The following is a 14636-nucleotide window of genomic DNA, read 5'->3' on the forward strand; positions in this document are numbered from 1 at the left end:
CGCGCGACGCGCGGGCCGCGAGACGGAGCCGTGCGAGGGGCGAGGAGCGCAGCGCAGCGAGCACCGCAGTCGGTTGGGGAGGTGTGTGGCTGTCGGCTGTGCCGTCCGCGGGGCGGGACTGAAAGGGGCCGGCCGCTCCGGGAAGACGCGCGACGCAAGCACCGCGGCCGAGCGCAGCGAGGCGAGGAACGCAGCGAGTGCATCGACCGGAGCGGTCGGGGGCTTTCCGCGCTCGCTGCCGTCGCTTCCCCTCTCGGCGAGAACGCCGGCACCACTCACACGAACACTCTCACAGGAGGACGAATCAGATGGTAGCACTCGATTCCAGAGAGCTCGACCCCGTCGAACTCGAGATACTCAGAAATCAGCTCGAGAGCGTCGCGGAAGAGATGGGACAGGTACTGATCAGGGGCGCCTACTCGCCGAACATCACCGAGCGGAGGGACTGCTCGACCGCTCTCTTCGACGCCGACGGCAGGATGATAGCTCAGGCCGAGCACATCCCGGTCCACCTCGGGGCGATGCCGGAGGCGGTCGACGCGGTCCTCGAACACGACCCGGAGCCGGGCGACGTGTTCGTGCTCAACGACCCCTTCACGGGCGGGACGCACCTCCCCGACGTCACGCTCGTCTCGCCGATCGCACCGGCAACAGACGCGCTCGACGGCGAAGATGGAGACGGCTCGATCCTCGGCTACGCGGTCTCGCGCGCCCATCACGCCGACGTTGGCGGGATGGCACCGGGGAGTATGCCGGCCGGCGCTCGCGACATCCATCAGGAGGGGTTCCGCATCCCGCCGGTCAGACTCGTCGAGGACGGTGAGATCGACGCCGAGACCGAGTCGCTCCTGCTCGCCAACGTCCGGAATCCGGGCGAACGCCGAGCCGACCTCCGCGCCCAGATCGCGGCGAACGAGCGGGCCGAGGCGCGGATCGACGACCTCCTGGCCGACCACGGCGACCGCCTGCTCGCGGCCTTCGACGCGGTGATCGACTACTCCCGCGAGCGCGTCGAAGCGGAACTGCGCGACCTCCCGGACGGCACCTATCGCGCCAGCGACGCCATGGAGGGCGACGGCGTCACCGACGACGACGTCCCGGTCGAAGTGACGGTCACCGTCGACGGCGCCGCGGTCGACGTGGACTTCGCCGGCACCGCCGACCAGGTCGCCGGCAACGTCAACGCGCCGCTCACCGTCGCCAAGAGCGCCGTATACTTTGTGATCAGATGTGTAACGGACCCGGAGATACCGCCGAATCACGGCTGTTACGAGCCGGTAAGCGTCTCGGCACCCGAGGGATCGCTGCTGAACCCCGATCCGCCCGCCGCGGTCGTCGGCGGGAACGTGGAGACGAGCCAGCGGGTGACCGACGTGGTCTTCGCGGCGCTGGCCGACGCGGCGCCGGAGCGGGTCCCCGCGGGCGGACAGGGGACGATGAACAACGTCGTCGTCGGCGACGACGACTTCGCCTACTACGAGACGGTCGGCGGCGGTGCGGGCGCGAACCCGGGGAGCGACGGGCTCTCGGGCGTACAGGTCGGGATGACGAACACGCTCAACACGCCGGTCGAAGCGCTCGAAGCGGCCTACCCGCTCCGGGTGGAGCGCTACGCCCTCCGCGAGGACAGCGGCGGTGACGGGCGCTACCGCGGCGGCGACGGACTCGTGCGCTCGCTCGAAGTTCAGACCGACGCGACGGTCTCCCTGCTGACCGAGCGGCGGCGACACGCACCGCGCGGTATCGCCGGCGGTGCGGACGCCGAACCGGGGATCAACCGCATCGGTGGCGAACGCGCCCCCTCGAAGGTGACACGGGCGGTCGCGGCGGGGACGACGGTCACCGTCGAGACGCCCGGCGGCGGCGGGCACGGGCCCGCTGCGGAGCGACCCGCCGACGACTCAGGGGGATCGACCGATTCCGACGGGGGAAAATCGGAGACGGCAACCGGCAGGGGCGACGGGAACCGTTAAGTCCGTGTTGTTTGACTTGTTCACGCATGGCAGATAGGCTCGTCGCGGCGCTAGTCGTCGTCCTCTGTGTCCTCGCGCTGGCGTTCGCCGCCTCCTCGCTCTCGGCGTCCACGCCGAGTCGCGGGCTCGGCGAGGGTGACGCCTCGGGCTCCAGCGACCTGCCGGAGGCGCAACCGACGCCGGCGAACGCGACCACAGAGGATCCGCCGGGACTTCCGGCGAACTGGGTCGCGATCGTGGTCGCCGCCTTCGTGGCGCTCGGGCTCCCGGCGCTTTTCTTCCTCGGTCGCGACCGCACGCTGGGGATCCTCGCGGGCGGCGCGCTCGTCCTCCTGATCGTGGGCGCGTTGATGTTCTTCGCCGGGAGCGGGTTCGACCAGTCCGTCCCGTCGTTCGCCGAGAACGTCTCGGCGGGGGCCCAGGGCGGTGGCGACCTCGGCGGGAGCGAGCAGTCACAGTCCGACCGGTCGCGCGACCTCCCGACGCTCGTGACGTTCGGCGTCGTCGGGCTGGCGCTCCTGGCGGCCGTCGGGATCGTCGCCTACGCGAGCGCGAGCGTCGACGCGTCGGTCGACCCGGAGCGGACGACCGACCCCGAGCCCGAACCCGAGGAGTGGTCCGGCGTGGCCGAGGCGGCGGGGCGGGCGGCGGACCGCATGGAGCGCGAGAGCGACACCTCGAACGCCGTCTACGAGGCCTGGCGGGAGATGACGGCGGCGCTCGACGGTCCCGACCCGGACACGGCGACGCCCGGCGAGTTCGCCGCGGCGGCCGTCGACGCCGGGATGGCCGAGGACCGGGTGGCGGACCTCACCGACCTGTTCGAGCAGGTCAGGTACGGCGACGAACCAGTCACCGCCGAGCGGGAGCGGCACGCGGTCGAGACGCTCCGTGCTATCGAGGCCGACCACGGGAGCGTCGACGCCAGCGTCGCCGACCGCGACGGCGACAGTTCGGCCGACGCCAGCACCGACCCCGACGGCGACAGTTTGGCGGACGCCAGCACCGACGACGGAGACGGACAGAACCCGGGTGAGCGGTCGTGAGTTCCGACGACGTCGACCGCGACCCGGGGACGGTCACCGACCAGCGACTCCAGCAGGGGCAGGCGATGGGCGAGGCGATGGACCTCGTCGACGCTGGCGTCACCGGCGACCTCGAACTGCAGGCGCCGTCGGTCCGCGACAACCCGATCCGGGCGGCGCTCGGCGTCGCCGTCGTCCTCCTCGGACTGGCCGCCGTCGTCGGATTCGACCTCGTCCGGGCGGTCCCGTCGGGCACCTTCGTCGTCACCCTCGTGTCGATATCGGCGCTCTCGCTCGGCGCGCTGGCGCTCGTGCGACGGCTCTTCACGACGATCAGGACGGCCGAGACGGCGGACGTGGAGGACCGCGAGTCGGTGACCGTCCCCGGGACGGACTTCGACGCCGCCGTCGCCGACGCGATACACGGGGTCGGCGGTGCGCGATTCTCCGCCCAGCAGACGGTCGTCGACAGCCTCCGCGAGGCGACGGTGTCGGCGTACGGCCGCGCCGAAGGGCTCTCCGAGTCCGAGGCTCACGAACGGGTCGCCGACGGTACGTGGACCGACGACCCCGTCGCCGGCGGCTTCTTCGCGGGGACCCAGACCGTCTCCGCCGTGACCGACTCGGTGCGCTCGCGGCTCGGTCGCTCGTCGGGTCTGGAGCGACGGGTCGACCGCGTCCTGGTCGAACTCGCGGCGCTTACACCCGGCCTCTCGGTCGACGACCTGGCGGGCGAGCCGGCGGACGACCGGCCGGCGAGGCGGCGGACGCCCGACCCGAGTCGGCGACAGGTCGACCGGCGGACCCGTCGCTGGACCGGCGTCACCGGTCTGGGCCTGCTCTGCGTCGGATTCGGCCTGTGGGCGGGGTACACCGCGGTACCGCCGTCGCTGGTCGTCGCCGCCGCAGTCGCCGTCGGCGCCGCCGGCTACGTCTACCTCTCCTCGCCGCCGCCGGTTTCCCTCGCCGTCGAGCGGGACCTCTCGCCGGCCGACCCGGCGCCGGGCGAGTCGGTGACGGTCACCGTCACCGTCACCAACGAGAGCGACGACTTCCTGCCGGACCTGCGGCTGGTCGACGGCGTCCCCGCGGCCGTCCGCGTCGTCGACGGGTCGCCCCGCTTCGCCACCGCCCTCCGCGGCGGCGAGTCGGTCCGCTTCTCCTACACCGTCGAGGCGGTCCGAGGCGACCATCCCTTCGAACCGGTCCACGTCGTCGCCCGCGACTTCAGCGGCGCGCTCGAACGCGAGCGCCACGTCGCCGCGGACTCGGGCGTCGCCCTCGCGTGCGCGCTCGACCTCGCCGCGGACGAGTCGGTCCCGGTCCACCCCCAGACGGCCCGGCGAGTGGGTCGAGTCGTCACGGACACGGGCGGGAGCGGTCTCGAACTCCACTCGGTGCGCGAGTACCGGCGCGGCGACCCGATGAACCGCATCGACTGGAACCGCGTCGCGACCACCGGCGAGTTCGCCACGCTCCGCTTCCGCGAGGAGCACGCCGCGACGGTCGTCGTCCTCGTGGACGCTCGCGACGAGGCCTACGTCGCCCCGCGGATCGACGCGAAGTCGGCGGTCGACCACGCGGTCGAGGCGGCGGACGTGCTCGTCGCGTCGCTCGTCGGCGCGGGCGATTCGGTCGGGCTGGCCGCGCTCTCGCCGGAGTGGTGCTGGCTGGAGCCCCGCGGCGGCGCCGGGCAGGCCGCCCGCGCCCGTCACTGTCTCGAGACCCATCCCGCCTTCGACGGCCGACGGCCCGCGGGCGCGTTCCACGGCGAGACCCAGGAGCGGCGCCTCCGACGTGAACTCCCCGGCGACGCCCAGCTCGTCCTCTGCTCGCCGCTGTGTGACGACGCCGCCGTCGCCATCGCCCGACAGCTCCACGCCCGCGGCTTCCCCGTCACCGTCGTCAGCCCCGACGTGACCGCCCACGCGTCCACGGGCCAGCGCCTCGCGGCCGTCGAACGCGCGATCCGTCTCTCCGACCTGCGCCGCTCGGGCGTGCGCGTCGTCGACTGGGACACCGACCAACCGGTGGAGGCGGCCATCGACGCCGCCCGCAGGCGGTGGTCGGCGTGAGCGTCGTCCGTCGCCCCGCCCGGGACTCCGTCTGGATCGCCGTCGCCCCGGGGGCGGTCGCGGTGCTGGGACTGGCCGTCGACCTCGTCGCCCTCGCCGTCGCGTTCGTCGGCCTCGCGGTCGTCTGGGCCGCGACCGACCGATCCTCCCGGCTCGGCGTCACGGCGGGGAGCGGCGCGATGTTCGCCGCGCTCTGTTACGCGGGTATCCGCGGCGCATCGCCGGCGCTCCTGCTCGTCGTGACCGCCGGCACCGTCGTCACCTGGACCACCGCCCAGCACGTCGTCGGCCTCGCGGACCACCTGGGTCGGGACGCGCCCGTCCGCCGGTCCGTCCTCGTCCACGCGAGCGGCGCGTCGATCACGACGCTTCTCGCCGGCGCGCTGACCCTGGGCGTCTACCGGTCGGTCACCGCCTCGTTCCCCCCGAGCGTCCTCGTCTTCCTGCTGGTCGGGAGCGCGCTCCTCCTGTACGCGCTCGAACCGTGAGCGGGCGCGGCCCCGCGTGACGGTCGGCTGATCGCGGGGAAACCCACATATCGTCGGCCGCCGTCGATTACGATATGGGATCTACCGACAGACCGACGGTCGAAGACGTGATGTCAACGCCACTCGAGACGATTTCGGCCGACGCGACGGTGATGGAGGCCGCACAGCGGATGCGAGACATGGAGATCAACGCGCTGGTCGTGCTGACCACGCCGCGGGCGATAATCAGTAGCACGGACGTGCTCGGCGCCGTCGCGGAGGGCCACGACATCACGGACCTGGCGGTGTCGGAGGTGATGACGACCGACGTCGAGACGGCGACGCCGGACCTCTACATGGAGGAGGTCGCCGCGATGATGGAGACCTACGGGATCAAGCACCTCCCGGTCGTCGACGGCGACTACGTCGGGATGGTCTCCTCGACGGACGTCACCGCGCACCTGTCCTGAACTGGCTCACGGGACTGGACCGGGGCGCCGTCGCCCTGTCATATGCAAGGTGAAGGAAGTTGCGCGGAGGGACCCGATCGAACGTATGTCCGAGAGCGACGACGACGACCACGAGATGGGCGTCGAGTTCGGGTCCATCGAACACGTCTTCGAGGCGGTCTCCTACCCGGTCACTGCCGAGGAACTCGTCGACCAGTACGGCGACGCGGAGATCGAGCGCACCAGCGCCGACCCAATCTCCATCGCCGACCTCTTCGACGGGATGGGCGACCAGACCTTCGAGTCCGACGAGGAACTCCGCCAGGGGATGCTCAACATGATGCCCGCCGAGTCGGTCGGCCGCCAGCACTACTCCGACCGCGGCGGCTCCGACCAGGACGACGTCGACTCGGAGGAGATGGCGGACGACAACGAACAGCAGATCGAGGACCGCGGCGAGTGACCGCCTTCAGACGGTCGGGACGGGCACTTCGTCGAGGACCGCGTCGACGACCGAGGACTTCTGCACCTCGTCGACGCGGGCGTCGGGCGTGAGGACGACGCGGTGGGCCAGCACCGGCTGGGCGACGCGTTTCACGTCGTCGGGGGTGACGTACTCGCGACCGACCATCGCGGCGCGGGCACGGGTCGCCTCCAGCAGTCGCTGGGTCCCGCGGGGCGAGACGCCGACCGCGACCCGTCGGTCCTGTCGCGTCGCGCGAGCGATCGACGAGACGTAGGTCACCAGGTCGTCGTCCACGCGGACGGACTCGGGCGCCTCGCGCAGGTCGGTGACGAGTTGCTGGTCGAGCACCGGCGACACCGACGGGCTCTGCTCGTCGCGGGCGAGCCGTCGATGCAGGAGCTCCTCCTCGCCCTCGTCGTCGGGGTAGCCGATGGAGCTCTTGACGAGGAAGCGGTCGACCTGCGCCTCCGGGAGTTCGAAGGTCCCCTCCATCTCGACGGGGTTCTGCGTCGCGAGGACGAAGAAGGGCGAGGGCAGGTCGTACGTGTCGCCGTCGACGGTGACCTGCTCTTCCTCCATCGCTTCGAGGAGGGCAGACTGGGTCTTCGGGGGCGCGCGGTTGATCTCGTCGGCCAGCACGACGTTGGCGAACAGCGGGCCCTCGTTGAACTCGAACTCGCGCTCGCGCTCGTTGAACACGTGGGTCCCGGTGATGTCGGCGGGGAGGAGGTCGGGCGTGAACTGCACGCGGGAGAACTCGAGGCCGAGGGCGGTCGCCATGCTGCGGGCGGTGAGCGTCTTCCCGGTCCCCGGCACGTCCTCCATGAGGACGTGGCCGCGGCCGACGAAGCCCAGCAAGACGGTCTCGAGGAACTCGCGGTCGGCGATGACGGCCGAGCCGATCTCGTCGAGAACCCGGTCGCACTCCGCGCTCGCTTCGGTGACGTCCATGGGTTCTCGTGAGCCTGCCGACACTTTATCTGTTCGGTTACTCTCGTCGTGGCGACCGCGACGCGCCCGACGACTCCGGTCCCGCGGCGGGGTGAACCGACCCCCGGTCGCCTCCCGCGGATCGTAACCGATAAACCCGGGATGGGCGTACGACCGAGTGAGCCGAGGTAGCCTAGCCTGGCCAAGGCGCCTGCTTCGAGAGCAGGTCTCCGCAAGGACTCGAGAGTTCAAATCTCTCCCTCGGCGTTCTTCGCGCACTGCTCTGCGAGCGACAGCGGTGCCTGTCTCTCGCTCGGAACGCGGTTCGGAGAGACCGTTTCGTCCACCGGATCGAAATTCGGGTAGCGATCCCTCGAAGCCCGCCACAGTATCACACTAGTAAGTTATGTATACGTGAGACGTATATAATAATTAATGGATGGAAACACTCGTGCGAATATCGAAGCGGTGGAGACTACCGGCAGGAGCCCTCTGGTGACCCGTCGAGCGGTCCTCGCAGCCGGTGGCGCTGTCGCACTCGGGAGCCTGGCTGGCTGTACTGCACTCGATGGACTCCTGAACCGAGTCGGCGAGCGAGCGATCGGGACCAGGACGGCGTCGCCGGCCGGCTTCTACGCCGGTGGCGAGACAGACGGCGTGACGGCGTACAGAAGCGGCCCGGTCGACGTGCGATTCGTCCCGCCGACGCTACGGGCGGACTCACGACGCATCGAGATAGACGGCTGGAGCACCACCACGACCACCCAGGCGCAGGACTACAACTCCTCGCGCTCGAACAAACCGAGCACGGTCTGGGTGCCCGATCCCCACGACGAGGATTCTGACGGCGACGGTATCGGGTCGCTCGTGACGGTGCTGGACGTGGAGCGGGCGCTCCTGGTCTACGCCGACGCTGCCATCGCGGCCGTCGATGGTCGCTCGAGCGACGACGCGAAGGCCGCTCTCGACGCGTTCATCGACGCGACGACGACGGTCCGGGACGAACTCGAAGGCTGTTCCGCGGAGACCTGCAGTACCGTCTTCGAGCACGCCGACTCGCGGAAGGGACTCGCCCGGGACGCGAGCGACGCTGTGGACGCGGGCGAGTGGGATCGCGCGAGGAGGTCGCTCCAGCGAGCCCGCCGGATCGTTCGGGGGGATATCGAAGACGTCTTCGCGGACCTGGACAGTGACGGTGACGGACTCGTAGACGGTACGGAATCCCTCTACGACTACCTCGACGGGGAGCCGACGGTCGGCGAACACTTCGCCGTCAGTCTCCCGGACGCCAGCGTCCGGGGCGGTGGTCCCGGCCTGGCGGACGAACTCACGCCACAGCGAGTCCTGGACTACTTCACCGGCGAGCGAAACGCCGGCAGCTGTGGGGGGAGCGACAGGGCCGTCGCCGTCCACCGAGACCTCTCGTGTCGAGACCTCCTCTCGGCGACGCTCACCGCACCCGCCGGGCGTCGCGGCATCGACAAGAAAGATCTCCGCCGGGGAGTGGTCGCTTTCGAGACGTCGGGGGGCGTCGTCGTCACCGGAGCGACGCCGGCCGCCGCCGACGCGGTGCCGATTCTCGGCGTCGACCCGGACAACACCGTCTCGGCGGTCGAATCCCTCGACTCGTGGGGCGAGGACGGAAGCTCGGGCGAGGCGACCCTGTCGCCGGTTCTCGTTCGTCCTGTCCTCGCGACCCCGGCGGACTGTCCGTGCCCGATGCCGGCGCTGTTCCACGTGCGGCGAATCCGTCACGAGGACCAACTGCTCTTCGTCGGTGGCTGGCACATCGACGACGGTGCACTCTACGAGAACGCCGCGACGCTGCTGGTCGCCGACGGGCCGAACATCGTCGCGGGCGTCACCGGCTCGGACGTCGAGGACGGCGGGGTCGACCTCCGGTCGCGCGGAAAGATACGGAAAAAGCCCGGACGGAAGACATACGCGAACATGACGCTCAGCACGCCATACGATCCGGGCGCCGGGCACTTGCCCGCGGGCGCCCATCCGGTGTGCAGAGACGACGGGGAGCTGTACTGCTGGGGAGTCCAGTCCCGGGAAGCCCTCGCCAGGAACGAGACGGGCGGCTGTCCCGGCGGGGACGGCGACGCTCCCGCGTGGTCGGTCGTGACGGCGCTCGATGCACCGGTACTACACCTCGTCGATGCGGCCGATGCATCGAACGACGTGAAGTTCAAGGCGGGGGCGGAACTGTCGAAAGCGGTCAACTGAGAGCGCCGGCGTACTCCCGTGACGTCCTCTCCGAGCTTCGTTACAGGAGCGGGGTGACGGTTCGGAAAGTCTGTACCGCACTGTACGCGCTGTGTCTCCGGATCGACTCGGTGAACATCACCTTCGGCCGATGGAACACTGTGAGTGTCCCGGCACGGCTACCGGGCGAGTGCTACGAGGGCAACGAGGGTAACGGACACTCGTGATCTGCACGTGCGACCTGTATTCGGCACGACGCTCAAAACCTCTCTCTGACTGAGAGTTTCGACGGGGACGAGGGGACGAGTCGCAGCGCGAGCCACCGTCTGGGCGTAGTTCAAATCACCTTCCCGGTGTTCTTCGTCGTTTTCAGCCCGGGAGTGCCCCGTCGGGTCGCCTGCCGTCCCGGACAGCGCGGCGACGACAACCCGGGCGCGACGGCGAGGGACGCGGCCGCTGACAGCGGCCAATCGCGACGCCCGGTCCCGACCCCGCCGTCGGGGACTCGGTCGTCCCGCTGGACGCACGCTGTCAGTCCTCGCCGCCCGTCCCGGGGTTCTGGAGGACGGCGGCGACGATGCCGGCGGTCTGGCCGAGGCCGACGACGACGATGCCGACCGCGGCCTCGACGGTGGACCCGGCCAGCGCGTACGTGCCGGCGCCGGACAGCGCGAGGATAGCGCCGGCGAGGTACACTGTACTGAAGGGTTTCTCGACGGGTCCGGCGGTCGCGACGTAGGCCAGCGCCGGGAGGATCATCCAGCCGTACAGCGTCACCGCCAGCGTCGGGTCCGACCCCGGCGTTATCGCCATGTCGACGGCGCCGACGAGGGTGATCAGGAAGCCGAGCACGAGAACGCCCTGCCAGACGCCCAGGACGGGGCCGGTCATCTGCTCGCGAGCGCCGACCGCGAAGGCGCCGAGCAGGACCGTCATCACGCAGAGCGCGACGAAGAGCGCGTGCCGGGAGACGAGCGGGGAGACGTGTGCGCCCAGCGTGACCAGCCACGCGGCGGGGACGAGCAGTGCGGGAGCGACGTCGGTCAGCGAGCGGCTCACGGCCGTCGATACGGAGAACACCCAGTTCGGCGTTTCGGTGTCACGCGCGGTCCCCGGCCGAGACCCGGGCGCAGTCACAGGTTCGTGACGAGAAAGAGGAGCGCGGAGACGGCGAGGGCGGCGGTGATGATCGCGCCGGCCAGCGGCGCGCCCATCGAGACGGCGGCGTTGGCCGTCGAGGCGAGCATCTCCGTGCGGTCGTTGCCGAAGACGGTCACCTCGGCGCTCTCGCTCTCCATGCCGGCCTCGACCGGTTCGAGGTCGTCGACCGCCCGGTCGACGAGGTCGGCGATCAGCGCGATCAGGTCCGCCTCGGGGATGGCGTCGCCGACCTGGTTCTCGGCCTCCATCGTGTTGACGACGTGGGTGTCGGTGGTCAGCACCTCGAGTCGGTCGACGGCGTCGATGCGGGAGACGATCCGGTCGCGCAGGCCCGGAACCATGTTGTTGCCGTCGACGAAGATGTACGCGGTCCGCTGTCCCTCCACACCGTCGGACTGCTCCGCAGCCTGAGGTGCCCCCGACTCCGCGGCGGAACCGGGGACGTCGAAGACCGCGACGCGGATGCCGAGCGGACCGATCCCGTCGACGGGGTCCCAGGGGGTCTCGTCCCAGGCGACGCCGAGTTCGAACGGCTGTCGCGTGGCGTTCCCGAGGAGTTCTCCGACCTCGCTGGCGCCGTAGATCATGTCGAACGAGCGCTGGCTCCCGGGGACGACGTGGCCGAGGTCCTCCCCTTCGAGGCCGTTGTTGCAGTTGTGCGCGTCGGCGAGCATCACGTCGTCGAGGCCGCCGGTGCGGGCCTCGGAGACGGCGGAGAGACCGACGGCGTACTCAACGTCGTCGGCGAACCCCGGCGCGTAAGTCGAGGTGACGAAGGCGTCGTCGCCGAACGCCTGGCCCGTCAGGGTCGCTTCGCCCTCGTTCACGCGGACGGACTTCGTGGCGCGGTCGCCGTACTCGATGCGCTGGTATGCGGTGTTGGCGGTGTCGATGACCGTCTCGACCTCGCGTTCGGTGACGAGGTTGAAGTCGTGGCCGGCAGTGGCGTGGGGCGGGAAGGCGAGGCCGTCGGCCTGTTCGGCGATCCGTCGCGGGAGGTTGCCGCCGCCGATGTCGCCCATGGGTCCGGGGTGGAGCATCGGGAGGACGAACCGCGCCTTCTCGCCGCCCTCGGGGCGGCGCACGGAGAGGACCGTCACCGGGACGATGGCGTCCTCGCCGATGTCCTCGAAGAACGTCTCCAGTTCGCGGCTCCCCTCGGCGACGTGGCCGATGAACCCGCGGACGAAGTCGAGGACGCTCACGCCGAGACTGCGCTTCCAGGGCTGGTCGATCACGGTGAGGAACAGCCACACGCCGGCCGCGTAGATCAGGCAGAGCGCGGCCAGGATGGCGAACTTCCCGGGGTCGACGTACTGCATCTCGGCGATGCGCGCGGGCGCCTCGTCGGCCCGGAAGAGGTAGGCGCGGGTGAGAGGGCCACCCCACTCGAGGTAGCGCATCGTCCCGCTGTAGACGAACAGGAGGAGGGCGGCGCTGACGGTCTGGATGCTCGCGGCCGCGGACGCGACGACGAGTCGCTGGCGCGAGACGGCCATGATGACGAACAGCCGCAGGGCGAAGATGGAGGCCAGCGCGACCAGCAGCGTGTCGACGACGAACGACTGGCCCAGCGGCGTGAGGACGGATATCACTGCCGCGACCATCACCACCGCTATCGTGACGAGCTCACACGCCAGCGCGAGGAGCGACGCCTGGTTGCGGGAGAGCTGCCCGCCGAGCTTCCGGTCGACGTACGGCGTGAACACGCTCGCCGCGACGGTCGGCAGGCCGATGTAGAACACGCCCTCCCAGGCGTCCTCGAACAGGAAGCGGGAGTCGAAGGCCGCGAGGCCGATGACCGCCGCGATCAGCAGGGCGAACCCGACGCTGGAGTACCAGCTGGGCGCCCGGAAGACGAACCGCGAGAGACTCGCGAGGTTTCCCTGTGTGGTCGTCATACCTATCGTTGTACTTCGATGAACGCACGGCTACTTTAAACGTGTGAGTCACGTCAGACGCCCGTCAGCCCGCGAGAGGGGCGCAGAACTGCGAAGATTCCTCCCTGTGAAGCGGGACAGTCGTCGTCGACGGACGCGTCACTCGCAGATAGCGAGGAAGTTCTCGAAGACCTCGTCGCCGCGTTCGGTGTGGGCGACTTCGGGGTGGAACTGGACGCCGTACAGGTTCCGGTCCACGTCGCTCATCGCCTCGACGGCGCAGATGTCGCTCTCGGCGGTCCGCTCGAAGCCGTCGGGGACGCGCACGACTTCGTCGGCGTGACTCGCCCAGACGCGGACGCTCGGGGCGAGCGACCCGAGAAGCGGGTCCGTGTCGTCGAGCACGTCGACGGTGACGTCGGCGTAGCCGCCGTAGTCGCCCTCGCCGACCTCGCCGCCGAGTTCGCGGGCGATGACCTGGTGGCCCAGACAGATGCCGAGGACCGGCACGTCGAGGTCGAGGTAGTCGGGGCAGTTACCGATGCGGTCGATCGAGGGGCCGCCCGAGAGGACGAGGCCGTCGGCGTCGATCTCCTCGGGGGGCGTCTCGTTGTCGACCAGTTCTACGTCCACGCCCAGGTCCCGGAGCGCCCGCTGCTCCAGATGTGTGAACTGGCCGTGGTTGTCGATCACGTCGATGCGGGTCATTACGGCCCCGTAACTCGCCGGACGATAAAAGGTGCCCGGAACGCGCAGGACTGGCCGCCCGCTGGGCGGTTCTGCCCCCCGTCTCGCCCCCTCGTGGACGCCCGTTCGACGCCCAACCTGCCGGCGCGTTTATACGACTCGCCCGTCTTCCGCCGCTAGATGCGACGAGTCGTCAGAGTCGTGGTCGGGTTCGCGCTGGCACTGCTGGCTGTCGGGGGGTTCCTCTGGTTCGTGGGCCCGGCGAGCGTCCTCCGCGAACTGTCGCGGGCAGACCCCGTGGTGCTCGGGAGCGGCTTCCTCGCGGTCGTCGGGGCGTTCTACTGCTGGAGCGAGGCGCTCCGTCGCCTGCTCGCGAGCGTCGGGCAGGACGTGCGCGGCCCGCGCTACCGCGCGGCGTTCATGAGCGGCGAGTTCCTCAAACAGGTGATCCCGATGGGCCACTCCGGGGGGCCGGTGTTCGTCTCCTACGCCGTCAGTCGCGAGACCGACGCCCCCTACGAGGAGGCGCTCGCGGCCGCGACCGTGGTCGAGTTCGTCAACATCGGCTCCTCGGTCGCGCTCGCCGTCGTCGGGCTCTGCGTGCTCCTCGCGACCGGGACGGCTACGGACGGCCCCGTCTTCGTCGCGCTGGTCGTCGGACTCGTGATCGCCGTGGGGTTCCTGCTCTCGACGGCCCTGCTGGTGCACTACCGCCGCGCGCTCGTCGAGCGGTTCGTCCTCCGACTGGCGGCCGCGGGGCGGGCGACGGTCGGTCGCGCCTCTGCGCGGGCGCGAACGGGGCTCGCCGGCGACCGCATCGAAGCGACGTTCGAGACGTACTACGCCGCGTTCGACCGCGCGCTGGGCGACCGCGGCGAGGTGTGGCGTGCGGCCGCCGTCTCGCTCGCGGGCTGGGCGCTCTTTCTCGTCCCGATGTACACGAGCTTCCTCGCCATCGGCGAACCGGTGCCGTACGCGCTCGTGATCCTCGTGATTCCGGTGTTGAGTCTCGTCAACGTCGTCCCGCTCCCGGGCGGGCTGGGCGGGTTCGAGGTGGCGTTGGCGGGCGTCGTCGTCGCGCTCGTCGGCGTCGACCTCCCGGCCGCCACCGCCGGCGTCTTCCTCTATCGACTGTCGAACTACTGGTTCGTCGTCCTGCTGGGGGGACTCGCGTCGCTCGCGATGTCCGTGCGACTCGCCGAGCCGCCGAGCCCGCTCGGACCGACCGAGGGCGGGCTGACCGAACCGAAGTGACGGAGCGGGCCCGCGAGGCACCGTCGACGGAGTCGGCGCTCGGCGGACGATTTTTACC

Annotated in this window: 12 protein-coding genes and 1 tRNA gene; 9 read left to right on the forward strand and 4 right to left on the reverse strand. The window is 70.4% G+C overall.

The features are described from left to right. The first annotated feature begins 308 nt into the window (after positions 1–308). From D1409_RS17295 to D1409_RS17320, 6 genes are all read left to right on the forward strand, one after another. On the forward strand, positions 309–1973 hold the full coding sequence (locus tag D1409_RS17295; RefSeq protein ID WP_123538240.1) for a hydantoinase B/oxoprolinase family protein: 1665 nt from the start codon (positions 309–311) through the stop codon (positions 1971–1973). Between the two features lie 26 nt (positions 1974–1999). Continuing rightward, positions 2000–3019: a DUF4129 domain-containing protein gene (locus D1409_RS17300; protein WP_123538241.1), complete on the forward strand. Its 1020-nt coding sequence runs from the start codon at positions 2000–2002 to the stop codon at positions 3017–3019. Continuing rightward, positions 3016–5073: a DUF58 domain-containing protein gene (locus tag D1409_RS17305; RefSeq protein WP_123538242.1), complete on the forward strand. Its 2058-nt coding sequence runs from the start codon at positions 3016–3018 to the stop codon at positions 5071–5073. Before D1409_RS17300 ends, D1409_RS17305 begins: the two co-directional genes overlap by 4 nt. After that, positions 5070–5561, forward strand: coding sequence for a DUF7519 family protein (locus D1409_RS17310; protein WP_164471754.1), 492 nt, complete (start codon positions 5070–5072; stop codon positions 5559–5561). Before D1409_RS17305 ends, D1409_RS17310 begins: the two co-directional genes overlap by 4 nt. Positions 5562–5635: 74 nt before the next feature. After that, positions 5636–6010: a CBS domain-containing protein gene (locus D1409_RS17315; protein ID WP_164471755.1), complete on the forward strand. Its 375-nt coding sequence runs from the start codon at positions 5636–5638 to the stop codon at positions 6008–6010. Between the two features lie 85 nt (positions 6011–6095). Continuing rightward, positions 6096–6452 (forward strand): DUF5789 family protein, encoded by a 357-nt coding sequence (locus D1409_RS17320; RefSeq protein WP_123538244.1) that lies wholly within the window; start codon positions 6096–6098, stop codon positions 6450–6452. 6 nt (positions 6453–6458) lie between these two features. On the opposite strand, the gene D1409_RS17325 is transcribed toward D1409_RS17320, so the two are convergent. After that, a complete protein-coding gene (locus tag D1409_RS17325; protein WP_123538245.1) occupies positions 6459–7406 on the reverse strand; it encodes an AAA family ATPase in 948 nt (315 codons plus the stop codon). A 161-nt stretch (positions 7407–7567) separates the two neighbouring features. Between D1409_RS17325 and D1409_RS17330 the strand changes: the two genes are divergently transcribed. Beyond that, a tRNA-Ser gene (locus tag D1409_RS17330) sits at positions 7568–7652 on the forward strand. Between the two features lie 228 nt (positions 7653–7880). Beyond that, positions 7881–9617 carry an EF-hand domain-containing protein gene (locus tag D1409_RS17335; protein WP_164471739.1) on the forward strand — a complete coding sequence of 579 codons (1737 nt, stop codon included), beginning with the start codon at positions 7881–7883 and terminating at the stop codon, positions 9615–9617. 510 nt (positions 9618–10127) lie between these two features. On the opposite strand, the gene D1409_RS17340 is transcribed toward D1409_RS17335, so the two are convergent. The 3 genes from D1409_RS17340 to D1409_RS17350 all read right to left on the reverse strand — a co-directional run bounded on the left by D1409_RS17340 (position 10128) and on the right by D1409_RS17350 (position 13345). Continuing rightward, positions 10128–10655: a hypothetical protein gene (locus tag D1409_RS17340; protein ID WP_164471756.1), complete on the reverse strand. Its 528-nt coding sequence runs from the start codon at positions 10653–10655 to the stop codon at positions 10128–10130. 74 nt (positions 10656–10729) lie between these two features. Next, complete coding sequence (locus D1409_RS17345; protein WP_123538248.1) at positions 10730–12658, reverse strand: DUF2070 family protein; 1929 nt, start codon at positions 12656–12658, stop codon at positions 10730–10732. A gap of 138 nt (positions 12659–12796) precedes the next feature. Next, positions 12797–13345 (reverse strand): GMP synthase subunit A, encoded by a 549-nt coding sequence (locus tag D1409_RS17350; protein WP_123538249.1) that lies wholly within the window; start codon positions 13343–13345, stop codon positions 12797–12799. A gap of 159 nt (positions 13346–13504) precedes the next feature. On the opposite strand from D1409_RS17350, the gene D1409_RS17355 reads away from it, so the two are divergent. Further along, positions 13505–14578, forward strand: coding sequence for a lysylphosphatidylglycerol synthase transmembrane domain-containing protein (locus D1409_RS17355; protein WP_123538250.1), 1074 nt, complete (start codon positions 13505–13507; stop codon positions 14576–14578). Positions 14579–14636 lie beyond the last annotated feature (58 nt).

Source organism: Halosimplex salinum (genome assembly GCF_003730195.1).
Taxonomy (GTDB): Archaea; Halobacteriota; Halobacteria; order Halobacteriales; family Haloarculaceae; genus Halosimplex; species Halosimplex salinum.

What these genes read in the sequence shown, in the direction of transcription:
- D1409_RS17295 (WP_123538240.1), top strand. Translation starts at nt 309, where the DNA reads ATGGTAGCACTCGATTCCAGAGAGCTCGACCCCGTCGAACTCGAGATA.
- D1409_RS17325 (WP_123538245.1), bottom strand. Translation starts at nt 7,406, where the DNA reads ATGGACGTCACCGAAGCGAGCGCGGAGTGCGACCGGGTTCTCGACGAG.
- D1409_RS17300 (WP_123538241.1), top strand. Translation starts at nt 2,000, where the DNA reads ATGGCAGATAGGCTCGTCGCGGCGCTAGTCGTCGTCCTCTGTGTCCTC.
- D1409_RS17350 (WP_123538249.1), bottom strand. Translation starts at nt 13,345, where the DNA reads ATGACCCGCATCGACGTGATCGACAACCACGGCCAGTTCACACATCTG.
- D1409_RS17320 (WP_123538244.1), top strand. Translation starts at nt 6,096, where the DNA reads ATGTCCGAGAGCGACGACGACGACCACGAGATGGGCGTCGAGTTCGGG.
- D1409_RS17345 (WP_123538248.1), bottom strand. Translation starts at nt 12,658, where the DNA reads ATGACGACCACACAGGGAAACCTCGCGAGTCTCTCGCGGTTCGTCTTC.
- D1409_RS17315 (WP_164471755.1), top strand. Translation starts at nt 5,636, where the DNA reads ATGGGATCTACCGACAGACCGACGGTCGAAGACGTGATGTCAACGCCA.
- D1409_RS17355 (WP_123538250.1), top strand. Translation starts at nt 13,505, where the DNA reads ATGCGACGAGTCGTCAGAGTCGTGGTCGGGTTCGCGCTGGCACTGCTG.